The 24,881-nt window shown below is 71.6% G+C and carries 23 protein-coding genes, 2 pseudogenes and 1 riboswitch; of the genes and pseudogenes, 10 read left to right on the top strand and 15 right to left on the bottom strand.

Translation table 11 applies throughout. The features are described from left to right. Positions 1–5: 5 nt before the first annotated feature. The 5 genes from FHG89_RS08980 to FHG89_RS08965 form a co-directional block, all read right to left on the bottom strand. The gene (locus FHG89_RS08980) at positions 6–737 is read right to left on the bottom strand and encodes an amino acid ABC transporter ATP-binding protein (RefSeq protein WP_139583907.1); all 732 of its coding nucleotides are present in this window, start codon (positions 735–737) and stop codon (positions 6–8) included. After that, a complete protein-coding gene (locus FHG89_RS08975) occupies positions 734–1,513 on the bottom strand; it encodes an amino acid ABC transporter permease (RefSeq protein WP_139583906.1) in 780 nt (259 codons plus the stop codon). Before FHG89_RS08975 ends, FHG89_RS08980 begins: the two co-directional genes overlap by 4 nt. Positions 1,514–1,558: 45 nt before the next feature. After that, entirely contained in the window at positions 1,559–2,440 is an 882-nt protein-coding gene (locus FHG89_RS08970; protein WP_139583905.1) for an ABC transporter substrate-binding protein, read from the bottom strand. Positions 2,441–2,535: 95 nt separating this feature from the next. Beyond that, the gene (locus FHG89_RS32855) at positions 2,536–2,676 is read right to left on the bottom strand and encodes a hypothetical protein (protein ID WP_167517364.1); all 141 of its coding nucleotides are present in this window, start codon (positions 2,674–2,676) and stop codon (positions 2,536–2,538) included. Between the two features lie 33 nt (positions 2,677–2,709). After that, positions 2,710–2,821: riboswitch (SAM riboswitch) on the bottom strand. Between the two features lie 85 nt (positions 2,822–2,906). Beyond that, positions 2,907–4,847, bottom strand: coding sequence for an APC family permease (locus tag FHG89_RS08965; protein WP_139583904.1), 1,941 nt, complete (start codon positions 4,845–4,847; stop codon positions 2,907–2,909). A 228-nt stretch (positions 4,848–5,075) separates the two neighbouring features. On the opposite strand from FHG89_RS08965, the gene corA reads away from it, so the two are divergent. Further along, entirely contained in the window at positions 5,076–6,203 is a 1,128-nt protein-coding gene (gene corA, locus FHG89_RS08960; RefSeq protein ID WP_139583903.1) for a magnesium/cobalt transporter CorA, read from the top strand. A 15-nt stretch (positions 6,204–6,218) separates the two neighbouring features. Here corA and FHG89_RS08955 read toward each other — a convergent pair whose 3' ends face one another. Both FHG89_RS08955 and FHG89_RS08950 read right to left on the bottom strand, forming a co-directional pair. Next, positions 6,219–6,404 carry a hypothetical protein gene (locus tag FHG89_RS08955; RefSeq protein ID WP_139583902.1) on the bottom strand — a complete coding sequence of 62 codons (186 nt, stop codon included), beginning with the start codon at positions 6,402–6,404 and terminating at the stop codon, positions 6,219–6,221. Positions 6,405–6,620: 216 nt separating this feature from the next. Then, complete coding sequence (locus tag FHG89_RS08950) at positions 6,621–7,136, bottom strand: 2'-5' RNA ligase family protein (protein WP_139583901.1); 516 nt, start codon at positions 7,134–7,136, stop codon at positions 6,621–6,623. 77 nt (positions 7,137–7,213) lie between these two features. Between FHG89_RS08950 and FHG89_RS08945 the strand changes: the two genes are divergently transcribed. Beyond that, on the top strand, positions 7,214–7,723 hold the full coding sequence (locus FHG89_RS08945) for a mycothiol transferase (protein WP_139583900.1): 510 nt from the start codon (positions 7,214–7,216) through the stop codon (positions 7,721–7,723). A 10-nt stretch (positions 7,724–7,733) separates the two neighbouring features. On the opposite strand, the gene FHG89_RS08940 is transcribed toward FHG89_RS08945, so the two are convergent. After that, positions 7,734–8,780: an NAD(P)-dependent alcohol dehydrogenase gene (locus FHG89_RS08940; RefSeq protein ID WP_139583899.1), complete on the bottom strand. Its 1,047-nt coding sequence runs from the start codon at positions 8,778–8,780 to the stop codon at positions 7,734–7,736. Between the two features lie 155 nt (positions 8,781–8,935). Here FHG89_RS08940 and FHG89_RS08935 point away from each other — a divergent pair, with 155 nt between their 5' ends. Together FHG89_RS08935 and FHG89_RS08930 are read left to right on the top strand one after the other, a co-directional pair. Beyond that, a complete protein-coding gene (locus FHG89_RS08935; RefSeq protein WP_139583898.1) occupies positions 8,936–9,325 on the top strand; it encodes an SCP2 sterol-binding domain-containing protein in 390 nt (129 codons plus the stop codon). Next, positions 9,322–11,373 carry an amylo-alpha-1,6-glucosidase gene (locus tag FHG89_RS08930; RefSeq protein WP_139583897.1) on the top strand — a complete coding sequence of 684 codons (2,052 nt, stop codon included), beginning with the start codon at positions 9,322–9,324 and terminating at the stop codon, positions 11,371–11,373. Before FHG89_RS08935 ends, FHG89_RS08930 begins: the two co-directional genes overlap by 4 nt. Positions 11,374–11,380: 7 nt before the next feature. Here FHG89_RS08930 and FHG89_RS08925 read toward each other — a convergent pair whose 3' ends face one another. Together FHG89_RS08925 and FHG89_RS08920 are read right to left on the bottom strand one after the other, a co-directional pair. After that, positions 11,381–11,605 carry a hypothetical protein gene (locus FHG89_RS08925; protein ID WP_139583896.1) on the bottom strand — a complete coding sequence of 75 codons (225 nt, stop codon included), beginning with the start codon at positions 11,603–11,605 and terminating at the stop codon, positions 11,381–11,383. A gap of 107 nt (positions 11,606–11,712) precedes the next feature. Further along, positions 11,713–12,216: a DinB family protein gene (locus FHG89_RS08920; protein ID WP_139583895.1), complete on the bottom strand. Its 504-nt coding sequence runs from the start codon at positions 12,214–12,216 to the stop codon at positions 11,713–11,715. A 129-nt stretch (positions 12,217–12,345) separates the two neighbouring features. Here FHG89_RS08920 and FHG89_RS08915 point away from each other — a divergent pair, with 129 nt between their 5' ends. Then, positions 12,346–13,296: a DUF72 domain-containing protein gene (locus FHG89_RS08915; protein WP_139583894.1), complete on the top strand. Its 951-nt coding sequence runs from the start codon at positions 12,346–12,348 to the stop codon at positions 13,294–13,296. A 57-nt stretch (positions 13,297–13,353) separates the two neighbouring features. On the opposite strand, the gene FHG89_RS08910 is transcribed toward FHG89_RS08915, so the two are convergent. Both FHG89_RS08910 and FHG89_RS08905 read right to left on the bottom strand, forming a co-directional pair. Further along, complete coding sequence (locus FHG89_RS08910) at positions 13,354–13,722, bottom strand: hypothetical protein (protein ID WP_139583893.1); 369 nt, start codon at positions 13,720–13,722, stop codon at positions 13,354–13,356. Between the two features lie 157 nt (positions 13,723–13,879). Then, positions 13,880–14,512, bottom strand: coding sequence for a hypothetical protein (locus tag FHG89_RS08905; RefSeq protein WP_139583892.1), 633 nt, complete (start codon positions 14,510–14,512; stop codon positions 13,880–13,882). A 195-nt stretch (positions 14,513–14,707) separates the two neighbouring features. Between FHG89_RS08905 and FHG89_RS32850 the strand changes: the two genes are divergently transcribed. Beyond that, positions 14,708–14,878, top strand: coding sequence for a hypothetical protein (locus FHG89_RS32850; RefSeq protein ID WP_167517363.1), 171 nt, complete (start codon positions 14,708–14,710; stop codon positions 14,876–14,878). A 37-nt stretch (positions 14,879–14,915) separates the two neighbouring features. Here FHG89_RS32850 and FHG89_RS08900 read toward each other — a convergent pair whose 3' ends face one another. From FHG89_RS08900 to FHG89_RS08890, 3 genes are all read right to left on the bottom strand, one after another. After that, positions 14,916–15,779, bottom strand: a complete 864-nt coding sequence (locus tag FHG89_RS08900) for an alpha/beta hydrolase family protein (RefSeq protein WP_139583891.1) — start codon at positions 15,777–15,779, stop codon at positions 14,916–14,918. Between the two features lie 100 nt (positions 15,780–15,879). Further along, on the bottom strand, positions 15,880–17,136 hold the full coding sequence (locus FHG89_RS08895) for an SGNH/GDSL hydrolase family protein (protein WP_139583890.1): 1,257 nt from the start codon (positions 17,134–17,136) through the stop codon (positions 15,880–15,882). Between the two features lie 245 nt (positions 17,137–17,381). Beyond that, the gene (locus tag FHG89_RS08890) at positions 17,382–18,104 is read right to left on the bottom strand and encodes a hypothetical protein (RefSeq protein ID WP_139583889.1); all 723 of its coding nucleotides are present in this window, start codon (positions 18,102–18,104) and stop codon (positions 17,382–17,384) included. A gap of 238 nt (positions 18,105–18,342) precedes the next feature. On the opposite strand from FHG89_RS08890, the gene FHG89_RS08885 reads away from it, so the two are divergent. The 4 genes and pseudogenes from FHG89_RS08885 to FHG89_RS34280 all read left to right on the top strand — a co-directional run bounded on the left by FHG89_RS08885 (position 18,343) and on the right by FHG89_RS34280 (position 24,221). Next, the gene (locus FHG89_RS08885; RefSeq protein WP_139583888.1) at positions 18,343–20,400 is read left to right on the top strand and encodes a DNA gyrase/topoisomerase IV subunit B; all 2,058 of its coding nucleotides are present in this window, start codon (positions 18,343–18,345) and stop codon (positions 20,398–20,400) included. 32 nt (positions 20,401–20,432) lie between these two features. Then, positions 20,433–20,687 (top strand): annotated as a pseudogene (locus tag FHG89_RS34290) (DNA gyrase subunit A); the annotation flags it as partial. Beyond that, positions 20,661–21,467, top strand: a pseudogene (locus FHG89_RS34285) (LAGLIDADG family homing endonuclease); the annotation flags it as partial. The pseudogenes FHG89_RS34290 and FHG89_RS34285, both read left to right, overlap by 27 nt. Before the next feature lie 69 nt (positions 21,468–21,536). Beyond that, positions 21,537–24,221, top strand: coding sequence for a DNA topoisomerase (ATP-hydrolyzing) (locus tag FHG89_RS34280; protein ID WP_425280161.1), 2,685 nt, complete (start codon positions 21,537–21,539; stop codon positions 24,219–24,221). The last annotated feature ends 660 nt before the right edge of the window (positions 24,222–24,881 follow it).

Genomic DNA, 24,881 nt, shown 5'->3' with positions numbered 1-24,881 from the left:
GGCCCTCAGAGCACCTGCGCGAGGAAGCGGCGCAGCCGGGGATGCTCGGCCGCCTCGAAGATCGCCTCGGGCGGGCCGGCCTCCAGCACCACACCCCGGTCCATGAAGGCGACGGTGTCGGCGACCTGCCGGGCGAACCCCATCTCGTGGGTCACCACCACCATGGTCATTCCGGCGGCGGACAGGTCGGCCATCACCCCGAGCACGCCCTTGACCAGCTCGGGGTCGAGCGCCGAGGTGGCCTCGTCGAAGAGCATCACCTCGGGCCGCAGGGCCAGTGCCCGGGCGATCGCCACCCGCTGCTGCTGACCGCCGGAGAGCTGCGTCGGCCGGGCGTCGGCCCGGCCGGCCAGCCCCACCAGCTCCAGCTGCGCGCGGGCGACGGCGTCCGCCTCGTCCTCGCCGAGCTTGCGCAGGCGGCGCAGGGCCAGGGTGATGTTGCGCAGCACGGTCATGTGCGGAAACAGGTTGAACTGCTGGAACACCATGCCGACCCGCTGCCGCAACGCGTCCGGGTCGTCGCGCAGCACGCTGCGGCCGTCCAGCAGCACGTCGCCGCGGTCGGGCTCGATCAGCCGGTTGAGGGTCCGCAGCAGAGTGGACTTGCCCGACCCGGACGGCCCGATCACGCAGGCCGTCGCGCCGCGCGCCACGGTGAGGTCGACGCCGCGCAGCACCCGGTTCGGTCCGAAGGCGAGGTGGACGTCGCGCGCCTCCAGGCTCACGGAGGTGGTCATCGCCGGTCTCCTTCCGGGGCCCCGGCCAGCGCCGGGGTGTCGTCCTCGTCCTCGTCGACGGGAGCGGTGGCCGGTCGGCCGTGCCGCAGCCGCCTGTCGATCCAGTTGACGACGTGCGTCAGCGGGACGGTCAACGCCAGGTAGAAGAGCCCGGCGAGCAGCAGCGCGGACTCGTTGCCTGTGGTGGCCGCGTAGTCCTGCCCGATCCGGAACAGCTCCCGCTGGCTGGCCACCAGCCCGAGGAAGTAGACCAGGCTGGAGTCCTTGATCAACGCGATGAGCTGGTTGACCCAGGCGGGCAGCACCCGCCGGATGCCCTGCGGAATGATCACCAGCCGCATCGCGTCGGCCCAGGAGAAACCGAGGGCGCGGGCGCCCTCCAACTGGGCGGCCTCCACCGACTGGATGCCGGAACGGAAGATCTCCCCGATGTACGCCGCCGCGATCAACGACAGCGCCAGGATGCCCAGCGGGTACGGGTCCGGCCCCCAGACCTCCATGCCCAGCGGCGCCAGCCCGACGCCGATCAGCAGGATCGTCGCGGCGGCCGGCAGACCCCGGAACACGTCGGTGTAGACCCGCGCCGGCCAGCGCAGCCAACGGGTACGGGAGATGCCGGCGACGGCCAGCAGCAGGCCCAGCACCGAGCCGAGCAGGGCGGCGGAGACCGCCAGGATCAGCGTGTTCGGCAGCCCGACGGTCAGCATCTCGGGCAGCGCCTCGCGCATGGCGTCGGCGTCGAAGAACGTCTCCCACAGGGTGCTCAACGGATCCATCGGTCGCCTCTCCTACCGCCCCGCTCGCTCGTCACCGGTTACCGCTCAGGACGCGGTCGACGCGGACGCCGACGGCGCGACGGACGCGGACGGCGCCGCGACCGCGCCGCTGCCCGGCGTGAAGTCCGCCGGGATCGGCCGACCCGGGTAGTACTGCGCCTGCAGACGGCTCCAGGTGCCGTCCGCGATGACCTCGTCGAGGCCCTTGTTCAGAGCCTCGCGCAGCTTGTCGCCACCCTTGGCCACGGCGTACGCGGTCGGCGCCGGGCTGAGCTGCTTGGCCACCACGGTGATCTTGCCGTTGCTGTCGGCGGCTGACTTCTCGCCGATCTCCGCCGGGGCGATCCACGCGTCGGCGGTGCCGGCCTTGAGCTGGTTGATCGCGCCGTTGTAGTCCGGCACCCGCACCGGGTCGAGCTGCTTGCCGGTGGCGTAGTCGTCCTGGACAGTGCCCTGCACCACCACGACCCGCTTGCCGGTCAACTGGTCGAAGCTGGTGATCGGCGAGCCGGCCGGGACGTCCAGGCCGAAGTAGCCGAAGTCGTAGCCGTTGCCGAAGTCGACTGTCTTCTTGCGCGCCTCGGTGATGGTGATCGAGGAGCTGCCGACGTCGAACTTGTGGTTGTTGACCTGGCTGAGTAGGGCGGAGAAGTCGGTTCCGACGAACTCGACAGTCAGGCCGAGCTTGCCGGCCACCGCGCTCAGCAGGTCGTTGTCGAAGCCGGTGAACCTACCGTCCTTGAGGTAGACGTTCGGCGGGGCGTCGGTGAGCGTGCCGGCGCGTAGGACACCCGGCTGCGCCAGGCCGTACGGGTTGGCGGCGTCGTCGGTCGAGGCTTCGTCGCCGCACGCGGTGAGCGCGGTGGCGGCGAGGATCGTGGCCGCGCCCAGGGCGGCGACGCGGGTCAGGGCAGGAAGGAATCGCACAGGTCTCTCCGATGGGGTGCGCCGCGGCGGGTAGCGCCGCGGACGGTGCGCCCGATTGGCGTACCGCTGGAAATGGGTGTGGAAAGAGGGACGCGTCAGAGCGCGGCGCGGCGGCGACACGCCGCGCTGCACATTCGCATCATGTCCACGTGCCGGCGCCGGGTCAGTGCCGGCGAGAGGCGGCCGACGCGCAGATCCGCGAGGTCGGCCGGTGGGATGGAGCTGAGGATGCGCATACGGTCTCCCGGGTCTGTGCTGACCTGGGTGCCAGGCCACGCTTGCACCGACGTCCTGCCGGTGCCTGGTCTTCACCCGGGGCACCCCACCGCGGAGGAGGGTTGCCGGCCAGCGAGCCGGGGCTTCGCGCTGGCGCTCATGACCTGCGCCGAGGCTAGCAGCCGGAACCGGTGCGTCGTCCAGGCGTTATGACCATGCTCACCGTCCGCGACGAGGGTCGACCGGCAGGTCAGCCGGCGTGCACGTGCGGGCGGCGGCGCGGGTCGGGCTCCTGGCGGCGCAGGATCTCCCGGGTGACCGAGACGATCGCGCCCTGCCCGAACGCCAGGTAGCGCAGGAGATTGCGACCCGGGCCGCCCTCGGTCCACTCGAAGTAGATGTGGGGGCGTCGCCGGCTCCGGTCGCGGATCTCCAGCAGCAGGGCGGCGAGGGCGCTGGGCACCGAGGAACTGGCCAGACTGAGCACCTGGTAGCTGTCGTGCGCCACGCTGCCGCGGACCAGCAGCGCCGTCTCGAAGTCCGACGGGTCGGTGACGTGCACCTCGACGAAGATGACGTCGCTGTCGTCGGGAAAGTCGTTGTCCGCCATGGTCTGGGCCAGCTTGGCGCGGTACTCGGCCGGGTCCCGGCGCTCCGGCTCGTGCGCGATGAGGCGGATCCGCCGGGCGGCCCGCTCGTCGACCATCCGGGCCGCGACCGGGTCCAGCTCGACGTGGTCGACCCGCAGCTCGTAGGCCCGCATGAGCCGGGACAGCACCGACACCAGGATCATCCCGCCGATGAAACAGGCGGCGATCTTGACGCCGTCGGGGCGTTCCACGACGTTCGCCACTGTCGTGTAGACGAAGATCACCGCGATGGTCCCGAACGCGAGCGTCCGGCCCCGCTGCCGCCGTCGCCGCGCCGCGAGGGTCACCGCCGTCGCCGCCGAGGTGATCAACACCAGGACCCCGGTGGCGTACGCGCCGCCCTGCGCGTCCACGCTGGCGTCGAACACCACCGTGATCAGGAACGCCACCGCGGTGAAGACCAGCACCAGCGGGCGCACGGCCCGGGCCCAGGTGGGGGCCATGCCGTACCGCGGCAGATAGCGGGGTACGAGGTTGAGCAGTCCGGCCATCGCCGAGGCGCCCGCGAACCAGAGGATCCCGATGGTGGACAGGTCGTAGACGGTGCCGAACACCTCGCCGAGGTGCTGGTGCGCCAGGTAGGCCAGTGCCCGGCCGTTCGCGGGGCCGCCCGGCTGGAACGCCTCGGGCGGGATCAGCACGGTGGTTGTCACACTGCTCGTGATCAGGAAGACGCTCATGATCGTCGCGGCGGTGGTGAGCAGTCGACGCGCGCCGCGGATGCGGCCCGACGGTCGGTCCTCGGAGTCCCGCCGATCCCCCCGGATGTGCGGCATCACGGCCACCCCGGTCTCGAACCCGGACAGGCCCAGCGCCAGTTTCGGAAAGACCAGCAGGGACAGCCCGACCACCAGCAGCGGATCGCCGTGCCCGGTGGTCAGCGCGGTCCTCCAGTCCCCGACCGCGCTCGGATGCGTCACCACCCGCTCCAACGCGACGGCGATCACCACCGCGTTCAACGTGAGGTAGACCGCCACCAGGGCGACAGCGATCCCGATGGCCTCGCCAAATCCCTTGAGGAACACCGCGCCCAGCAACGCCACCAGCAGCAGCGTGAGCGGCAGCTCGTGTCCCTTGAGCACGCCGGGCAGGAACGGGTTCTCGTCGATGTGGGCGGTCGCGTCCGCCGCCGAGAGGGTGATGGTGATGATGAAGTCGGTAGCCGCGAACCCCAGCAGCACCAGCACGAGCAGCTTGCCCGGCCAGAAGCTCAGCAGACGGACAAGCATCGCGATCGAACCCTCACCGTGCGGGCTCTCCACGGCCACCCGCCGGTACACCGGCAGCGCGCCCAGCAACGTCACAAGCACCAGCACCAGGGTCGCCACCGGCGACAGGGCCCCGGCGGCCAGCGCCGCGATGCCCGGCTGGTAGCCAAGCGTCGAGAAGTAGTCGACACCGGTCAGGCACATCACCCTCCACCACGGGTGCTGCCGGTCCCGCGGCGGGCGGGCGAGCGGGCCAGCCTGTCGCGCGGCCTGCTCAGTACCGCCACCGAGCAGCCAGCCGCGCAGCCGCCCGGCACGCCTGTCGACCCGCACCGGCGCTTCCCCCGTCCTCCGCCCATGGTCACCGCGAGTATCCGCCCGGTCGTGTGCGCCCGTCCGCGGGTACGCCGAACCCGCCCGTGACCGTCCGGCCGTCCCGGCGAGTCGGACGGGTTTCGGCCCAGGGGCAGGGGGGATGCAGCGCCTCCGGCGCCCCGCGCCGACCCGCCCGCTCGGGCTGCGGCCGCCGGACGCGGATGCCACCGGGGAGGGGAGCGGCTCATGGTCGGCGGCCGTCGCCTCCGCCCGGGTGGTGGCTTCGGCCGCCGGCTCGACGAGCACGAGACCCCCGTCGGCATGCCGCCACCTCCCGCGCCCGCACCGGCCGCCGGCGGCATGGTGGAGAGCGCCGTCTACATCCAGGGGCACCGTTTCGCCTCGCCGTCCGGCCTCGCCGAGACCTACCGCTGCCTCCAGGAGCGGGACGGCGCGATGGCCTGGATCGGGCTGTACCGGCCCGACATCGACCAGATCACCTCACTGGCGCGGGAGTTCCGGCTGCACGACCTGGCGGTCGAGGACGCGATCAACGCCCACCAGCGGCCCAAGCTGGAACGGTACGGCGAGACCCTGTTCGTGGTGCTGCGCGCCGCCCGCTACGACGACCTGCGGGAGGAGGTCGAGTTCTCCGAGCTGCACCTGTTCATCGGGCCGGGGTTCGTGGTCACCGTCCGGCACGGCGAGGCGCCCGACCTGGCCGCCGTACGCCGTCGACTGGAGACCGACGCGCAGATGCTCGCCCAGGGACCCGAGGCGGTCCTGTACGCGATCCTCGACCAGGTGGTCGACGGGTACGCGCCGGTGGTGGCCGGACTGGAGAACGACATCGACGAGATCGAAACCCAGGTGTTCGGCGGTGACCCGAACGCCAGCCGGCGCATCTACGGGCTCAGCCGGGAGGTCATCGAGTTCCAGCGGGCCGCCCGTCCGCTGCTCACCATGTTGGACGCGCTCGCGGCCGGCGCGGGCAGCTACGGCACCGACGAGGAACTACGCCGGTACCTACGCGACGTCACCGACCACCTCACCCAGGTGGTGGAACGGGTGGACGGCTTCCGGCACCTGTTGCAGAACATCCTCACCGTCAACGCCACCCTCGTCTCGCAGCAGCAGAACGAGGAGATGCGCAGCCTCACCGCCGCCAGCTACGCCCAGAACGAGGAGCTGAAGAAGGTCTCGTCCTGGGCCGCGATCCTGTTCGCCCCCACCCTCATCGGCACCGTGTACGGGATGAACTTCGTCCACATGCCGGAGTTGAACTGGCGTTTCGGCTACCTGTTCGCGTTGCTGCTGATGCTGCTGGTGTGCGGCACCCTCTACCTGGTCTTCAAGCGGCGCGGCTGGCTCTGAGCCGGTGCGTCGGGATCACTCGATGCCGCGCAGGATGTGTCGCTCGTCCTCGCTGTCGTCGTCGCCCGCGGCGATCCGGCCGAGCAGCACCGCGGCGGCCCAGATCGTCAGTGGCGTGGCCGCCCCGGTCATCCCGCCGCCGGTCTGGTCGTCCCGGGTCTGGCTCCGCTCCGTGCGCGGTGGCCTGCGCTGAGCCTGCATGGGCCCTGCCTCTCCTCGTCGAAGCCGCCGTGGGTGGCGCGGTCTACGCCCACGCCCCCGGGCGGGTCCCCGCGCCTGAGCAGGTCACCACCGGTACGGCAGCCATCTCGAACCATCCCACGCCCGGACGCGTCCGCACCGCTTCTTTTCAATTTCCCGACTGTGGCCCGCCAAACCGGACATCTTTCGCTACGGTCCGGCGAGCGGGTGAGCTGATCAGGGCAGCGGGTGGGCGATGCCGCGCGCGTGGTCGGTGAGCGCCGCGCCGACCACTGTCGCGGCCACCGGCAGCACCTCCAGGCAGCGGCGTACCGCGGCGGCCATCAACGCGTTCGGCACCCGCATGGACAGCGTGCAGTGCGGCACCCAGCGGCCCGGCTGGTAGTGCTCGGCGAGGGGGATGCCGGCGGCGGCCAGCCGGTCGTGAACCAGCCGGTGGTGCGCCAGCAACTCCGTGGTGGGCGCCGGACCGAGCCAGAGCACCCGGCCGACGAACTGCCCGGCGTGTTGGAACTCGAGTCGCAGCGGGGCGGCCACGACCGTCCCGCGCAGCGCGGCGGCTACCTGTTCCGGGTCAAAGCGGGGCGCCACCGCGAGCGACACGTGCGGGCGGTGACGCCGTTCCAGCAGCGAGCGCATGCTCTGCACGCCCTCGGCCTCCAGCGCGTCCCACAGCACCCGGATCCGGCGGGTGGCGTCCGGATCCAGGTACAACTCCAAGGCCGCGACCACGTGATCACCGTAGCGGCCGAGGTTTGATCGCCCGTGTCGGCGGTACCTGTTCGAAAACCGACAAGGAGGCGTGCGCCGTGGACGTGAGTGACCTGCTGACCGAGACGTACGACCGGCTGCCCGACCTCGTCCGCGCCGCGGTCGACGGCCTGAGCCCGGAGCAACTGCGCCACGAGCCCGGCCCGGGCGCCAACTCGATCGGCTGGCTGGTCTGGCACCTCACCCGCATCCAGGACCAGGCCGTCGCCGACCTGCTCGACGCCGAGCAGGTCTGGGTCAGCGGCGACTTGGCGGGCCGCTTCGGCCTCGCCGCCGATCCCGACGACACCGGCTTCGGGCACTCGCCCGCGCAGGTCGCGGCGGTGCGGCCGGAGAGCGCCCAGGCGTTGATCGACTACTACGGCGCGGTGTCGGGGCGTACCCTGCCGTTCCTGGCCGGGCTGTCCCCGGCGGACCTGGACCGGGTCGTGGACGAGGCGTGGGACCCACCGGTCACCGTCGGCGTGCGGCTGGTAAGCGTCGTCGAGGACGATCTGCAACACGTCGGGCAGGCCGCCTTCGTCCGTGGCCTCCTCGGGGCCGACTGACCCGACGGGCTCAGGGCACGATCACCGCCCGGCCCTCAAGCGTGCCCTCGCGCATCTGGCGGTACGCGTCCAGGGCGTCGTCCAGGGCGAAGGTGGTGCTCTTCGGCCGGATCAGACCGCGCGCGCCCAGGTCCAGCACCTCCAACAGTTCGGGGCGGCTGCCCCAGTAGGTGGTCGCGATGCTCACCTCGTACGGCACGGAGAAGAACGACACCGGCAGGGTGCCACCGCCGATTCCCACGATGGTCAGGTCGCCCACGGTACGGGCCACCGCCGACCCGAGCGCCAGGGTGGCGTCCGCGCCGACGAAGTCCAGCACCACGTCGGCGCCCCGCCCGCCGGTGGCGTCCCGGATCTCCTCGGCCGCGGTCGGGCCGGAGGCCACCGCGCGGTCCGCCCCGCACTCCGTGGCCAGTCGCAGCGCCTCGGCGCGGGTGTCCACCGCGATCACGCGGGCGGCAGTGGTGGCCTTGAGGATCTGCACGCCCACGTGCCCCAGCCCGCCGACCCCGATCACCACGGCCGTGCTTCCCGGCGGGAGCTTCGGCCAGGACCGCCGCACGGCGTGGTACGGGGTGAGCCCGGCGTCGGTGAGCGGTGCGGCGTGCACCGGATCCAACCCGTCGGGCAGCGGCACGATGTGCCGCGCGTCCGGTACCAGCTCGTACTCGGCCATGCCGCCGTCCAGGCCCAGGCCGCCACCGCCACTGGGCACCGGCGCGCCGGCCGGGTTCTCGCAGTACGGGTCGATGCCGACCCGGCAACGGGCGCAGGTGCCGCAGCCCCACGGGCCGTAGACGGCGACGGGTTCCCCGACGCGCAGCCCGACCACGCCGTCGCCGAGGGCGTGCACCCATCCCGCGTTCTCGTGGCCCAACGTGAACGGTGGGTTCCAGGGCATCGACCCCGGCTCGAACTCGTCCATCAGGTGCAGGTCGGAGTGGCAGGCGCCGGCGCCGCCGATCCGCACCACCACCTGGCCCGGCCCGGGTTTCGGTTCGGCGACCTCGACCAGTTTCGGTTCCGACTTCCACTCCATCAACCGCAGTGCCCGCATCCGACTTCCCCCCGTCTCTGAGCCTGCGGATGGCTGCCCACTTCGTCGCGGGGCAAACGGGTTCGCGTCCCGCGACGTGGCTCACCCGATCGGGGTGAGCCACGCTCACCCCGGCGCCGGTGATCCTGCCAAGAACCCGAAAGGAGGGCGACGCGATGGGCGCGACCGTGGTGCGGTACCTCCAGCAGTTGGACGACGGCCGGCGTCCGGACCTGCCCGAGACCACCGCCGGCACGCTGCGGCTGGACGTACGCGGTGACGGCGGCACCGAGCACTGGTACCTGACCGTGGCCGACCAGCACGTCCGGGTGACCCGGTCGGCCGAGGAAGCCGACCTGGTGGTCCGCGCCGACCGGGTGGTCTTCGACCGGCTGGCGAACGGTTCGGTGCACGTCGTGGCGGCGTTGCTGCGCAACGACATCACCGTGCGGGGCGACCTACGGCTGCTGACGCTGCTGAGGCGGATCTTCCCCGGGCCGAACGGCGCCCGTCATCCGCGCGAACTGGGGCGTGCCGCGCTGGCCGGTCGGGACGGGCAGCGGTGAAGCAGGAACTGGTGCACGTCCTAGCGGGCAACGTCTTCGCCATCAGCGACGCCCAGGGCGACATCGAAGTCGATCCGCAGGCGCCCGTCGGTCTCTTCTCGTTCGACACCCGCTTTCTGTCCCACTGGGTGCTCACCGTCGACGGTGAACGGCTCAACGCCCTCTCCCGCGACGACATGACCTACTTCGAGACGCGGTTCTTCCTCGTCCCGGGCGCGGCCAGCCACTACGTCGACGCCGACGTGTCGATCATCCGGCACCGCTCGGTGCACGACTGCTTCCACGAGAACATCACAGTGCTCAACCACTCCGCACAGCCCGCGGAGTTCACCGTCCGGATGGAGGTGGGCAGCGACTTCGCCGACATCGCCGAGGTCGGGAACCTCCGACAGCGGGACGTGCACGTCGACGCCGACTCCGCGCGGCACCGGCTCGTCCTGTGCTACGAGCGGGAGCGGTTCGTCCGCGAGGCCACCGTGAGCAGCACCGCTCCGGTCGAGGTGGACGACGGGGGAATGACGTTCCGGATCCGTGTCGACCCCGAGGGGCGGTGGGAGACCGACCTGCACGTCAGCCTGACCATCCAGGGCGAGCACGGGCAGGACATGCGCGCCAGCCTGGCCTCGCACCAACAGGACGTCCGCAGCGGGATGGACGAGGACCTCGCGGGCTGGCTGAACCGGGCTCCACGGCTGGTCTCCGAACGGGACGGCCTGGAGGCGACGTACCAGGGAAGCCTCGCCGACCTGGCGGCGCTGCGGTACCGGCCGCTGGCGTACACCCAGCGGGTGCCGACCGGCGGTCTGCCGTGGGCGATGTCGTTCTGCGGACGGGACAGCCTCATCACCTGCCTGGAGACGATGGCGTTCACCCCCGAACTGACGCCCGCGACGCTGCGGATGCTGGCCCTGTTGCAGGGCGGGCAGCTCGACGACGAGCACGAGGAGGAACCGGGCAAGATCCTGGCCCAGCTCCGCTACGGCGAGTCGGCCGCCTTCGGCGCGCTCCCGAACGCCCTGTACTACGGCGCCGCCGACACCACCCCGCTCTTCGTCGTCCTGCTCGACGAGTACGAGCTCTGGTCCGGCGACGCGGACCTGGTCCGCGAGTTGCGCCACCCGGCCCGCATGGCGCTGGACTGGATCGACGAGTACGGCGACCTGACCGGGGACGGCTACGTGCGCTACCAGCGCCGCAACGAGCGGCACGGTGTGGTGAACCAGTCCTGGAAGGACTCCGATGACGCGATCGCCGACGCGCGTGCACGGCAACCGGCGTTCCCGCGCGCCACCTGCGAGTTGCAGGGCTACGCGTACGACGCGAAACGGCGCGGCGCCCGCCTGGCCCGTACGTTCTGGGACGACCCCGGGTACGCCGACCGGCTGGAGCGGGAGGCCGAGGCACTGAAGGAGCGGTTCAACAGGGACTTCTGGCTGCCCCACCAGGAGTACTACGCGTTGGCCCTGGACCCGTACGGCGAGCCGGTCGACGCCCTGTCCTCCAATATCGGGCACCTGCTGTGGAGTGGGATCGTGCCGGACCACCGTGCGGAGGCGGTCGCCGAGCACCTGGTCGGGCCGCGGCTGTTCAACGGTTGGGGTGTGCGCACCCTCGCCGCCGGGCAACGCCCGTACAACCCGGTGGGTTCGCACCTGGGGGCGGTGTGGCCGTCGGACAACGCGCTGATCGCCGCCGGGCTGCGGCGCTACCGCTTCGACGCGCACGCGGCCCGGATCGCCGCCGGCATCCTCGACATGGCGCAGACCCTCGGCGGGGCGGTGCCGGAGCTGATCGCCGGCTACGAGCGCAGCATCACGAAGTATCCCGTCCAGTTGCCGTCGGCGGGCCGCCCCCAGTCGTGGTCCTCGGGCGCGCTGCTGATGCTGCTGGGAACCCTGCTGGGACTGCGACCCACCGGGGACGACCTCCTGGTGACCCCGGCCCTGCCGGCGGGCTTCGGTCGGCTGGAGCTGCTCGACATCCCCGGCCGTTGGGGCCACGCCGACGCCTACGCCAGCGACCGCTCCACCGGCACCCGCCCCCGCTGACCGGACGTCACCCGTCGCGGTGTGTCGCCCCGCCGGCCTCCGGACGGGGTGTGAGCCGGGCGCTGCGGAAGCCCTGCACGGCGAGACCCTCGCCGGCCAGTTCGGCGGGGCGCGGCGCGGCGCGGACCGCGGACAGCAGCAGCACGAGCGGACGTGGTCCGGCCGACGGGTCGACAGGACCCCCGCCGAGCAGCCGCTCGGCGGTCTCCTGGTTTATCTGATCCGCGTCCATCTCGTGTCCCTCAGCGCCGCCCACCTGCGCGACGTCACATCTGCCCGGTGCGGGACGGGAGGTGACACGCGACGGGGCGCCGGGGGCACCGTCGGACGCGGGTCGGCTCAGCCCATGGTCTTGGCGCCGTCGATCGCCTCCCGCAGGATGTCGGCGTGCCCGGCGTGCTGGGCCGTCTCGGCGATGAGGTGCAGCAGCACCCGGCGGACCGTCCAGCTCGCCCCCGGCTCGAACCAGGGCGCCTGCGGCAGCGGGTGCGCATTGTCAAGGTCGAGGGTGGCGACCAGCTCGTCGGTGTGCGCGGCGACCGCCTGGAAACGCTCGACCAGCCCGGCCAGGGTCTCGCCCGGCGTCATCCGGAACTGACCCGCCCAGTCGATCTCGGCGCGCTGCATCGCCTCGGCGCCGCCCACGGCGAAGAGCATCCACCGCTCCTCGACACCGGCGACGTGCTTCACCAGACCACCCGGGCAGAGCTCGCTGACGGTGCTGCGGGTGGCGGCCTGCTCGTCGGTCAGCCCTTCGACCGTGTGCAGGAGGAAACCCCTGTGCCGTCGCAGGGCCTGCAGCAGGTCGGCCCGTTCCCCGGTGAGCTGTGCGGTGCTGGTCATGGTCACCCCTTCGTCGAAGTCCGTCGCGCGCCAGACTAGGAAGGGACACCGACAGTTCGGCGTCGACACGACGTCGGCCCGGGCCGCCAGCGGTTGCCGATCGGCGCTCGGGACTGTCCACTGAACGACATGGGTGTGATTAAGGTGGGCACGTCGTCCTGGGCCGACCAGTCGCTGCTGCGCTCCGGCTGGTACCCGCGCTCGGCCAACACGCCGGCCGCCCGGCTGGCCTTCTACGCCGGCCGGTTCCCCCTGGTCGAGGTGGACACCTCCTACTACGCGGTGCCGGCGCCGGAGACCACCCAGGGCTGGGTCGACGCGACACCCGAGGACTTCACCTTCGACGTCAAGGCGTTCCGTCTCTTCACCGGTCACCCGACGCCGGTCGCCGCGCTGCCCCGCGACCTGCGGCCCGCCTCCGGCCCCAGCCGGGTCCGCCGCCGCGACCTGCCCGAGCAGGTGTACGACGAGCTGTGGGCCCGCTTCCGCGCGGCGCTGGACCCGATCGCCGGCGCCGGCAAGCTGGGCGTGGTGCTGTTGCAGTTCCCGCCGTGGCTGGCGCGTGGCGCGGCGGCCGAGCGCCGCATCGTCGAGCTGGCACAGCGGTGCCGGCCGTGGCGGGTGGCGGTGGAGGTGCGGCACGGGTCCTGGTTCGACGGTGCCGCCCAGGCGGCCACTCTGGACCTGCTGCGCGCACACGACCTCTCGCTGGTCTGCGTCGACATGCCGCAGGGCCACCCGTCGTCGGTGCCGCCGATCCTCACGCTCACCGCGGAACCGGCGGTCGTCCGGTTCCACGGGCACAGCGACGCGTGGCGCGACGGTGACAAGGAGGACAAGTTCCGATACGCGTACACGGAGTCGGAACTCCGGGACTGGGCCGGACGGCTGGCCGAACTGGCTGGCCGGGTCGAGGACCTGCACGTGCTGTTCAACAACTGCTGCGCCGGGCAGGCCCAGCGCGACGCCACCCGGCTGGCGCAGGTGCTCGCCGAGACCATGCTCGTCGAGGCGCCGGCCGGGCCGCGTCGACCGGCCGACGGCCGGAGCGTTCCGGCGCCTGTCGCGTCGGCCCGTTGACGGCCCGCTGCCCGCGTGCCCTCCCGGCCGTACCGGGGGACGCGGGCAGCGCGGTGGTCAGGAGCGCCGGCCCCGGGTGCGCAACGCGTCCTGGGTCCGCTCGGTGACGTCCGCGTCGTCCGGGAAGGGCCGGTTGCTGGGCGCCGGGTCCGGTGGCGCGCCCGGCCCGGCCGTCGGCGTACGGGTGGGTTCGACCGAACCGAGGCCGTGTCGACCGGCCGGACCGGACCGGCCAGCAGGGGCGCCCGCGCGCCGTTCACCACGCTGTCCCTCGGGCACCGCGGTCTCCTCGCTGCCCTCGTCCATCGGCGAATCGTCGTCCACGCCCCACGGCGGCTCGGCGTCGAAACGGTCGTCGGTGTCCCACGGCTTGACCGCCTCCGGTACTGGCCGGTCACCGCCGCCACTGCTGCGTGCCTCGGTCATGGCCACCTCGCTCGTCGGTCCGCCGCTAAGGGCGGACGGAATGCCCGTCCCCGGGCCGGTCCCGCCCGCTGCCACGGCGTACGCCGTGGGCGGGCGCGTAGGGCCCGGCCGCTGTCCCGCCGTCGACGGTCCGTCGGGGCGTCGGCCGGTGCGACGCTCAGCGTCCGGACATGGCCATGTGCCGCTTGCCGGCCCCCATGCTCATGCCCATCTTGGCCATGCTCATCGGGGCGCCGCGCATCCCGTTGGTGCGGCTCAGGATGCCCCGCAGCACCTGACCGGGCTTCTGCTGTTCGCCCATGTACGCGGTGACGACGACCAGTGATCCCGTCAGCGCCGGGATCGCCCACTGGAGCAGCTTCATCTGTCGCTGCGAGGAGGCGACGTTCGCCGGGGTCTGGTGGTTGGGCTCGGTGGCGCCGCTCACCGGCGGGCCGCCCGCCTTCTCCAACCGCTTGCCGACCAACCGGCTGTAGCCGGTGACCGCGAGCGCGCCGATGGTCAGCGCCGTCTTGATGGCACTGGCCCGGCCGACTCCCCGCTGGGCCGCCACCCGAGGGCTCTCGGTGACCAGTTCGCCGACCGCCCCGGCCAGGTGCGCGCCGATCGCGGCCGCGTTGACAGGTGTCCACTTCGACCATCCGGCCGAGGCGATCGGGAGTCGCTGGGTCGAGTCGTTGATTTTCGCCGCTGCGCCGTTGACGCCGAAGGCACCCATGAGGGAGCCGCCGAACCAGGCCGCCAGGCCCAGATCGTGCATCGAGCGCAGTGCGGTGTGTCGTTCGGACATGTGATCCCCTTCCGCCGTGTCGGGCGATGCGGCTTACCCGCCGCCCGGGCGGCTAACCCCGTCACCCGCCGGCCGATCCCCGCCGCACCGGCACGGTGGTGACATCGGTGCATCGCGGTGCGGGACCGCCGCCGGCAGGAGTCGTCCGGGCGGTGGCGGGTAGAGCCGTGTGACGCTTACCGAGAGGGGAACGGAATGTCGCAGCCGGATGAGGTTCGGGAGAAGACCCCCAAGACCGACGCGGTGCTCATGCATCCGGACAACGACCCGCACCGGAACACGGCGGAGGTCGCGCCGCGTAGGGACCACGCCGAGATCCGGGTGGAGCGCGACGGTGAGTTGACCCCGCTGGACCAGGACGAGTGAGTCCGACGGCCGGGCCACGTGCCCGGCCGGTCACGCCTCAGCGCGGCGGCAGGTCGCCGGCGAAACGGGCGATCCGCCCCGCCAGGGGCGTGCTGGCGCGGACCCAGGTGAAGTGGTCGAGCGCCGCGCCGGCCTCCGCCACCGTGTACCGCTGGCGGGTCAGCGGCGCCGACGTGAGCTTCGCGCAGAGGTGGTCCATGGTCTCGTGCGGGGTGTACTGGTCGTCGTCGATGCTTATCGCCAGCACCGGTGTCCGCACCGCGCGTACGGCCGCTTCGGTGTCGGTGCCGTCCAGGCGCGGGAAACGGCCGGTCCGGGCGGTGTGGGCCCAGTCCCGGATGACCCCGCGTGCCTGCCGGCCGCCGAAGCCCCAGCCCGGCCAGACCCCGAGCAGCGCCGCGGTCGCGGCGATTCCCTGGGTGTACGGCAGGACGCCGAGGCCACGCCGCCCCGGGTAGGCACGCCAGTAGGGGACGCCCACCGCGACCAGCACGAGCCCGTCCACGTCGACGTCGCCGTGCAGGGCGAGGTGCAGCAGGGCGGCCTGTCCGCCGAGTGAGTGACCGAGCAGCAGTCGGGTGCGCCCGTCCAGCCGTGGCTTGAGGGCGGCCAGGACGGCGTCGACGTCGCTGGCCAGTTCGCTGTAGCCGTGCCGGTCGGCGCGGGTCGGCGCGGGAGTGCTCGTGCCGGTGCCCCGCAGGTCGGCGACGACCACGGCCAGCCCGGCGGCGCGCAGCGCGGCCGCGAACGGACGGTAGTAGCGGGCGCGTACCCCCATCGCGGGCCAGATGACCACGACCGGCGCTCCCGCCGGTCCGGCCGGCTCGGGGTACACCTGCACACCGAGTCGGGCGCCGTCGACGTCGACGAACTCCTGCGCGTACTCCGCTTCCCCGTTCATCGGGCCAGCTTACGGCCCGACGTTACCGACGGGTAGCCCCGGCGGGGCCGGACACGACGAAGGCCCCGCCGGGTGGCGGGGCCTTCGGTGAGGCGGCCGGTCAGGAGACGGAGATCGCTCCGTTGCTGGCGCGGACACACGCCACCGCGCGGGCGGCGGTGGTGGCGGCGCCGGCCAGGCACTGGCCGAGCACCTGGTGCCCGGTGGCGTTCGGGTGCCACGACTCCTGGCAGGTCTGGAAGTAGCTGACGCAGGTGTTCGCGATCCGCTGGATGGCGATCTTGTCCTTGCCGGCGAGGCTCGTGACGAAGGTGCCGTTCGCGCCGTCCTGGAGGCGGATCGGGGTGGCCAGCGCGCCGGTCGGGCTGCTGGTCTGCTCGCAGAGCCGGGCGCCGTCGAAGGCCCGCTGCACGTTGAGGTAGACCAGGTCGGCCGAGGGGAACTCGGCGGCCAGGGTGTCCCGGGTGGACTTCACGATGCCGCCGAGGCCCTGGGAGAAGCGGTGCCCGGGCGCGAGGCTGGCGCGGTGGATCGGGCAGCCGGCCGCGTACCGCTCGGCGCCCAGGTCACGGAACTTGTCCCGGGTGTCGTCCCGGCCGTCCTCCTCGTGGAACGTCGGGTTCAGCTCCAGCGGCAGCGGGTTCGTGTAGTCCTGGAACACGACCCGGTGCTGCCCGTCCGCGTCCACCTGGTCGAGCGTGGTCAGGATCTGGCGTACGGCGGCGGTGGTCTCCGCCGTCGCGGCGCTGAGCTGCGCGGCGGTGGCCAGGTCGGCGTCGCTGCACGGCTTCTGCTCGACCGGCCCGTTCAGGTACGCCCAGAACTCCCACCAGCCGGTCCACGCGTCGGCGATGAACCGGTTGGCGCACGTCTCCGCGACGCTGCCGAAGGTGAACGAGCTGTTGTTGGAGCCCAGGCCGATCAGCACCAGGTCGATGTCCTGGGTCTGCGCGACGGCGCGGAGCTGGTCGAGCTGCGCGGCCACCGTACGACCGTTGGCGCGCGCCTGCGAGGCGTTGGCGATGTCGTGGGGCTGACCGCCGGAGCAGGCCAGGTTGAACCGGTTCTGGATGCCCGGCAGGTTCGCCTGGTTGAGCGAGGCGTTGGCCGAACGGTGGCAGAAGTACGCGTTGTTGTTCGGTGCCGTCCAGCCGGGGAACCCCTGGGCCACCCCGTTGACGTCGACCACCGGGGTGTACGCCCCGGCGCCCTCGCCGCTGATGAAGCTGTCGCCGAGCGCCACCGCGGCGGTGGGCAGCGCGGCGGTCGCGGGGGAGGGCAGCGCGACGGCCGTCGACAGCGCGGCCGTGACGATCGTGAGTGCCGCGGCGAGCGCGGTACGCCGGAACCTGGGCATGGGGCTCCCATCCATCGAAAGATGAAAGATTCTCTGAGAGCGCGATCAGATCACCCCTGCGCAACGGGCGTCAATGGCCCGTAACAGAATCTTTCGATGAATGACATGTCGGCCCGGTAGGCCCCGCGTCCGAATCGGACGACCTGTTGGCGTACCGGATCGGGGCGTGCCAGAGCGCCGGGCGGCCGCTACCACGGCGAGGCCGACCCGCTGCGCCGCGTCACCGCGACGTGGACGACGCCGACCTACGCGAGCCCGTCCGCCGGCGCGCCGACCCGGTCGGGCCGCCCGCGACGCCTCAGCGCGGCCGCGCCCAGCGCGTTCAGACCCACACCCCAGATCAGCAGTACGCACAGCCACTGCACCCACCGCAGCACGCTCATCTCGCCCGACAGCAGGTGGCGCACGCTGCCGAACGGGGTCACCCACGGCTGCGCCGGACGGAGGCCGTCCACGGCGCCCAACAGCCCGAACAGCCCCAACGGCAGGACGATCGTCGCGACGAACGCGAGCACCGTCGAGCGCAGCAGCAGACCCAGCCCGGTGCCGACCAGCCCGGCGACGCCCTGCACCAGCACGCTGCCCACCGCGACAGTCCCCGCGTGCCGCCACGGCTCGTCGGCCACGGCGGCCGGGGTGAGAGCCACCGTCGCGGCGCAGACAAGCACCCCGCCCACGCCGACGACGACGGCCGGCACCAGCACCGCGAGCACCGTGGGAACGACCCCGATCGTGTCGGGCGCCCGCCGCAGATCACGCACCAGCAGGATGCCGAAGAGCGGCGTCAGCACCGACATCAGGCTCTGGGCCGTGTCCGAGATGGCGGCGAACGTCCGGTCGGCGGGATCCGCCGCCGCGACCAGCGCCACGGCGCTGAGCAGCCCCGCCGCCAGGGTGCCCACGAGCAGCCAGGCCCGGCCCCGCGTGCCGAGGGAGCGCCGCAGCGCACCGCGCGTCGTCTCGTCCACCGTGTCCACCTTTCGACCACCGGCCGGGTAGGAGAGCCTACCGGCGACGGTGTCGGTGCGTTGTCCCGTGATCACCCGGGGTTGTTCCCTCGCTCACGTCCGGGCGGGGCCACGCGGCGGGTCGCGTAGGGCCTACGGGAGTTGTCCCAGCCTCCGGCTAGGCTCGCTGCGGCGCGCCACGCCGGCTGATGTCGCCGGTGACCGGCAGCACACCGCCGAGACCGGGGAGTACGACCAGTTGACCGCAGAGCCTGACACCCTGTACGGGGCCGATGACCTCACCCACCTTGAGGGGCTGGACGCCGTCCGCAAGCGGCCCGGCATGTACATCGGCTCCACCGACAGCCGTGGCGTGGGTCACCTCGTCAACGAGATCCTCGACAACTCCACCGACGAGGGTGTCGCCGGTCACGCCAGCCACGTCGAGGTGATCCTGCACGCCGACGGCTCGGTGCAGGTCGACGACGACGGCCGGGGCATCCCCACCGACGTGCACGCCAAGTCCGGCATCTCCGGCGTCGAGCTGGTGCTGACCCGCCTGCACGCCGGTGGCAAGTTCGGTGGCTCCGGCTACAAGACCTCCGGCGGCCTGCACGGCGTCGGCGCCTCCGCGGTCAACGCGCTGTCCCGCCGGTTCGACGTGACCGTCCGCCGCGCCGGCAAGATCCACGCGATGTCGTTCCGGCACGGCGTCCCCGGGATCTTCGACGGGGACGGTCCGGACGCGCCCTTCACCCCCGGCCCCGGGCTCCAGGTGGTCGGCGCCATGAAGCGCGGCCACCGCACCGGCACCTCGATCCGCTGGTGGCACGACGCCCGCTACTTCGAGACCGGCGCGGCGCTCGACGTCGACGCGGTCCGGATGAAGCTGCGCAACACCGCCTTCCTGGTCCCCGGCGTGACGTACCTGCTGCGTGACCTGACCGGCGAGGCGCCCGCCGAGGAGCGGTTCCACTACCCCAACGGGCTCAGCGACATGGTGGAGTTCCTCGCCCCGGCCGGCGACCGGCCCGTCTCCGGCGTCCTGCTGGTCAACGGCGAGGGGACGTACCGGGAGAACGCCGCCGACGCCAACGGGGTCATGCAGTCCAACGTGCAGCGCCGCGCCGAGGTCGAGGTGGCGTTCCGCTGGGGCACCGGCTACGAGCGCACCGTCGAGTGCTTCACCAACACCATCCGCAACGCGCACGGCGGCACCCACCGCAAGGGCTTCGAGCGCGCCCTGGTCCGCACCCTCGCCGACGCGGTCCGCAACACCCGCGGTCTGCTCAAGGCCAAGGAGGAGCCGCCCACCCTGGACGACGTCCTGGAGGGCATGACCGCTGTGGTGCACGTGCGGATCCCCGAGCCGCAGTTCACCTCGCAGACCAAGGACGAGCTGTCCACCACCGGCATCACCAAGGTGATCCAGACTCTGGTCGACGCGCACGTCAAGGCGTGGCTGGAGGACCGGCGTACCAAGGCCGAGGCGCGCACCGTCCTGCAGAAGATCGTCGACGCGGCCCGGGTGCGACTCACCCAGAAGCAGCAGAAGGACGCCGCCCGGCGCAAGACCGCCCTGGAGGGCGCGTCGATGCCGCCGAAGCTTGTCGACTGCCGGGCCACCGGCATCGACCGCAGTGAGCTGTTCATCGTGGAGGGCGACAGCGCCCTCGGCACGAGCCGCATGGCGCGCAGTTCGGAATACCAGGCGTTGCTGCCGATCCGCGGCAAGATCCTCAACGTGCAGAAGGCCAACCTCCAGCAGGTTCTGGACAATGCCGAGTGCGCGGCCATCGTCCAGGTCCTCGGGGCCGGCTCCGGGCGGACGTTCGACCTCTCCGCGCTGCGCTACGGCCGCGTGCTGATCATGGCCGACGCCGACGTGGACGGCGCGCATATCCGTACCCTGCTGATCACCCTCTTCGCCCGGTACATGCGTCCGCTGATCGAGGCTGGTCGGCTCTACGCCGCGATGCCGCCCCTGCACAAGGTCACCACCAAGGGGCGTAACCCGCAGACCGTCTACACGTACACCCAGGCCGAGATGGAGACGACGGTCCGCAAGCTGGAGAAGGCCGGCAAGCAGATCGTCACCCCCATCCCACGGTTCAAGGGTCTCGGTGAGATGGACGCCGACGAGTTGTGGGACACCACGATGAACCCGGCCACCCGCGCCGTGCGCCGCATCACCCTCGACGACGTGGACGCCGCCGAACGCATCCTCGAACTCCTGATGGGCGAGAAGGTCGAGCCCCGGCGCAACTGGCTGATCGACTCGGCCGACCGGGTCGACCGCGAGGCGATCGACGCATGAGCACGGGTTCCGTCCGAGTGGAGAGCTGAGTCATGGCACGCCGTAAGGAAAACAAGGTCGACCTCTCCTCCTTCGACCAGGCCGGTGCGCGGGTCTTCGACAACCCGCTGGTCACCGAGGTCTCCGACTCCTATCTGGAGTACGCGTTCTCGGTCATCCACTCCCGCGCCCTGCCGGACGCCCGCGACGGTCTCAAGCCCGTGCACCGGCGCATCCTCTGGTCGATGTACGAGCAGGGCTACCGTCCCGACCGTGGCCACGTGAAGTCCGCCCGCATTGTGGGCGACTGCTTCGTTGCCGGCACACTCGTCTCGACGCCTGACGGTTTGCAGGCCATTGAGGAGATCGAGGTCGGGGACCTCGTACTGGACGGCGACGGAGCCTCCGTACCGGTGACTGCTGTTTATCGGAACCCGACCTCCGAACTCGTGCGCGTGACCTGGAGCAACGGGCACACGATGCTCGTCACGCCGGGCCAGCGCTTCCGCGTGGTCGCCGATGACCTCTCGGTTCAATGGGCGGAGGCCCGGGATCTCCCGGGGCGACTGGCATTGGCGTACGGCAGTCGCCGCAAAGCGGTGTCGACGCCTGCCGGTGACGTCTACGACTATGTGCGCGGGCTGCTGGTGGCTGAGGGCTTTCCTGCCCATCGGTCTCGCGGAGCGGACGGCCGGGTCCGGATCCACATGTGTGACGTCGAGCCGCTGGATGTCGCTCACGGCTGGGCCATCGCCAGTGGATTGAACGTCTCCCGAGGTAAGCGCGAGGCGCACAATCCCCTCCATCGCGACCAGCACATTCTGACCTTCAGCCGGCACGAGGGGCTGCTGGAGGCGACACGTCCGCTCAGCCGGGACAAGCACGTGCCGGGCGACATCATCGCGAACCGGTCGGCGTGGGTGCCGTTCCTCGCCGGCTTCTTTGACGGGGACGGCTACGTCCGTAAGCGCTTCAGGGAGATCGTCTTCGTCAGCACGAGCGAGGTGCTGGTGCGGCAGATCTACGCCATGCTTGCCGACCTGGGGCTGCACGCGCACCACTGGACCAGCGGTCGCGCCTCCGCGGGTAACCCGCTCTTGGGTCTCTCGGTCAGCGGTCGGGACGCCGCAGACCTTGCCCGGTTGTTGCTGCCCTGGGTGCGGATCGGATACAAGCACGACGGCTTGCAGCGGGTCGCCGAGATCGGCTACGAGTACAGCGGCAAGCAGGGCAACGACCGGTTGCCGTACGGTCCGGTCATCGCGGAGTTCACGGCCGCGCATCAAGGCGGCGGGTGGTTCCGGGACCAGGACGGACAGGCGTTCCGTGACTCGCTTTCGGCGAGCGGTGGACCGAAGGTGCGGTATGGCAAGGACCGCAACGGCGTTCCGCTCGCGGACCGGTCGTTCCAGTTGGAGCGTGCGGTACGAGACGGATGGATCCACAAGCTCCACCGCCTTGGCTCACCGCTCGCCGCCCGGCTGGACGCGTTGGTCGGGAGTTCGTTTCTACGGGTCACCTCCGTTGAGGCGGTGTCGCCCGACGTCACGTACGACATCCAAGTCGGCACTGACGAGCACGCGTTCGTAGCCGAGGGCTATGTCGTTCACAACTGCATGGGAAAGTACCATCCACACGGCGACACGGCGATCTATGACGCGATGGTCCGCCTCGCACAGGACTTCTCCCTCAACGTGCCGCTCATCGACGGGCACGGAAATTTTGGATCTCCAGACGATGGTCCGGCAGCATCGAGATATACCGAAGCGCGCATGTCTCGCGAGGCGATGCTGCTCGTCGGTGAGCTGGGCGAGGACACCGTCGACGTCGAGCCCAACTACGACGGGTCGCTGACCCAGCCGACCGTGCTGCCGGCCGCGTTCCCCAACCTGCTTGTCAACGGCGCGTCCGGCATCGCGGTCGGGATGGCCACCAACATGATCCCGCACAACCTGGCCGAGGTGGTCTCCGCCGCCCGTTGGTTGATCAACCACCCGGACGCCACGCTGGACCGGCTCATGGAGTTCGTCCCCGGCCCCGACCTGCCCACCGGTGGTGTGCTGCTCGGCCTGGACGAGGTGCGCCGGGCGTACGAGACCGGGCGCGGCGTGGTGCGGATGCGCGGCAAGGTGGAGATCGGCCCGATCGAGGGCAGCCGGGGCCGTCAGGCGATCACCGTGGTCGAGCTGCCCTACGGGGTCGGCGCGGAGAAGGTCATCGCGGCGATCACCAACGAGGTCACCAAGACCAAGCGGCTGACCGGCATCGCCGACGTCAAGGACCTCACCGACCGGGAGAGCGGCACCCGGCTCGTCATCGAGTGCAAGGTCGGGGTCAACCCGCAGGCGCTGCTCGCCGACCTCTACCGGTTGACCCCGCTGGAGCAGTCCTTCGGCGTCAACAACCTGGTCCTGGTGGACGGGCAGCCGCGCACGCTGGGGCTGAAGGCACTGCTGGAGGTCTTCCTGGCGCACCGGTACGAGGTGGTCACCCGGCGCACCTCGTACCGCCGGCGCAAGCGGCAGGAACGACTGCACCTGGTCGACGGCCTGCTCATCGCCTTGCTGGACATCGACGAGGTGGTCCGGCTGATCCGGGGCAGCGACGACGCGCAGGCCGCGAAGGACGGGCTGATGAGCCGCTTCGGCCTCTCCGACATCCAGGCCACCTACATCCTGGACACCCCGCTGCGCCGGTTGACGAAGTTCGACCGGATCGAGCTGGAGGCCGAGCAGGAACGGCTGCGCTCCGAGATCGCCGAGCTGAGCAAGATCCTCGACGACGAGCGGGTGCTCCGCAAGGTGGTCTCCGACGAGCTGGCGGCGGTGGTCAAGCAGTTCGGCGCCGAACGGCGTACGACCCTTGTCGACGGCGACCTGAAGGAGGTGCTGGCCGCGTCGGCGCCGGCCGGCCCGCTGGAGGTGGCCGACGATCCGTGCCAGGTGATCCTCTCCGCGACCGGGCTGGTCGCCCGGACCGCCGCCGAGTCGGAGGAGAGCGCCGAGGGGCGCCGACGCAATGGCCGGGTCAAGCACGACACGGTACGCGCGATCGTGCACTCCACCGCGCGTGGTCGGGTGTTGCTGCTGACCAGCGCCGGTCGGGCGTTCAAGGTCGATGTCCTGCCGTTGCCGGTGCTGCCGGAGCAGGCGGGCACGGTGTCGCTGCGCGGCGGGATGTCCGCGGCCGAGCTGGTGCCGTTGGAGGCGGGGGAGACCGTTGTGGGTCTGGCCCCGCTGGGCGGGCAGGCGGAGGGCTCACCGGGGTTGGCGTTGGGCACCCGGCAGGGCGTGGTGAAGGTCTGCGCGCCGGAGTGGCCGGTGCGTTCCGACGAGTTCGAGGTGATCGGTCTGCGCGATGGTGACGAGGTGGTCGGGGCGACCTGGCTGACCGACGGCGCCGAGACGTTGACGTTCGTGTCCTCGGAGGCGTCGCTGCTGCGGTTCCCTGCCGCGCTGGTCCGTCCGCAAGGGCTCAAGGGTGGTGGCATGGCCGGCATCAACCTGCCGGCCGGGGCGCACGTGGTGTTCTTCGGGGCGGTGCGCACCGACGACCCGGGCCACGGCGAGCCGATGGTGGTGACGTCGACCGGGGCGACGGTCAAGGTGACGCCGTTCAGGTCGTACCCGGCGAAGGGCCGGGCGACCGGCGGCGTGCGCGCGCACCGCTTCCTCAAGGGTGAGACGGACGTGGCTGTCGCCTGGGTGGGCCCGCGCCCGGTCGGCGCGACCGGCACCGGCGACCCGGTGGAGCTGCCCGCGGCCGACCCGCGCCGCGACGGTTCCGGTTTCGCGGTGATGCTCGGCCCGACGGTGGTCGGCCACCTCATCGAACGCGACTAACCCAACCGCGTTGTCCCGGCGTGCGCCCGGCGTGGCCGGCCCCAAGATCCGCACAACTTCGGGGAAGGTGCTGCTTCCGGGATGCCGCAGGCAGCAGTTTCCCTGATGTTGTGCGGATCTTGTCGCTCGAGCCGCCGCATATTCGTGCTCGATCCTGGAAGTATTGGTTTCATCGACGCGGTGATACCACTCGATCCTGGATCGAGCACGATCATGGGGAGTGGGGTGTACGCCAGCGCGGTATGGTGGGGCCCTCTGTTGTCGGTGAGGGTCCGGGTGCACCGCGAAGCACCCCTCAACATGTTTTCTTCTCTGTCCGGCGGAGTCGCCGGCGCGGCGTGAGCGCCGCCATCCGGGTCCGGCCGAGGCGTGAGCTACGCGCCGCCCGCCGTCCCCGGCCACACCGCTGTTGGGGTCACCTGATCGCCGCCCCGCTCTGGCCGATGCACGGCGCGAACCTGGGCACCCTGTTGCGTACGTGCGACGCGGTCGGTGCCTGCCGCCGGCTCCCTGGTCTCTACAAACTAGCCGGCCTCCTCTAGCCGCTCGCGCCCCGCTCGCGCCGATCTTGCACTTCCTGCACCGACAATGCACCGCGAAAGGGGCATTCAGCGTCCGGAGATGCAAGATCGGCGAGGCGAGGCGAGGTGAGGTGAGGTG

The sequence above is a fragment of the Micromonospora orduensis genome (genome assembly GCF_006228125.1).
GTDB lineage: Bacteria > Actinomycetota > Actinomycetes > Mycobacteriales > Micromonosporaceae > Micromonospora > Micromonospora orduensis.
The sequence above is the reverse complement of the archived record's forward strand: the minus strand, read 5'-3'. Positions and strand labels throughout refer to the sequence as shown.

Coding starts and splice junctions, on each gene's coding strand:
- FHG89_RS08925 (WP_139583896.1), bottom strand. CDS start 11,605: ATGGACGCGGATCAGATAAACCAGGAGACCGCCGAGCGGCTGCTCGGC.
- FHG89_RS32855 (WP_167517364.1), bottom strand. CDS start 2,676: ATGCGCATCCTCAGCTCCATCCCACCGGCCGACCTCGCGGATCTGCGC.
- FHG89_RS08980 (WP_139583907.1), bottom strand. CDS start 737: ATGACCACCTCCGTGAGCCTGGAGGCGCGCGACGTCCACCTCGCCTTC.
- FHG89_RS08940 (WP_139583899.1), bottom strand. CDS start 8,780: ATGCGGGCACTGCGGTTGATGGAGTGGAAGTCGGAACCGAAACTGGTC.
- FHG89_RS08935 (WP_139583898.1), top strand. CDS start 8,936: ATGGGCGCGACCGTGGTGCGGTACCTCCAGCAGTTGGACGACGGCCGG.
- FHG89_RS08905 (WP_139583892.1), bottom strand. CDS start 14,512: ATGTCCGAACGACACACCGCACTGCGCTCGATGCACGATCTGGGCCTG.
- FHG89_RS08975 (WP_139583906.1), bottom strand. CDS start 1,513: ATGGATCCGTTGAGCACCCTGTGGGAGACGTTCTTCGACGCCGACGCC.
- corA (WP_139583903.1), top strand. CDS start 5,076: ATGGTCGGCGGCCGTCGCCTCCGCCCGGGTGGTGGCTTCGGCCGCCGG.
- FHG89_RS08915 (WP_139583894.1), top strand. CDS start 12,346: ATGGGTGTGATTAAGGTGGGCACGTCGTCCTGGGCCGACCAGTCGCTG.
- FHG89_RS08895 (WP_139583890.1), bottom strand. CDS start 17,136: ATGCCCAGGTTCCGGCGTACCGCGCTCGCCGCGGCACTCACGATCGTC.
- FHG89_RS08920 (WP_139583895.1), bottom strand. CDS start 12,216: ATGACCAGCACCGCACAGCTCACCGGGGAACGGGCCGACCTGCTGCAG.
- FHG89_RS08910 (WP_139583893.1), bottom strand. CDS start 13,722: ATGACCGAGGCACGCAGCAGTGGCGGCGGTGACCGGCCAGTACCGGAG.
- FHG89_RS32850 (WP_167517363.1), top strand. CDS start 14,708: ATGTCGCAGCCGGATGAGGTTCGGGAGAAGACCCCCAAGACCGACGCG.
- FHG89_RS08900 (WP_139583891.1), bottom strand. CDS start 15,779: ATGAACGGGGAAGCGGAGTACGCGCAGGAGTTCGTCGACGTCGACGGC.
- FHG89_RS08955 (WP_139583902.1), bottom strand. CDS start 6,404: ATGCAGGCTCAGCGCAGGCCACCGCGCACGGAGCGGAGCCAGACCCGG.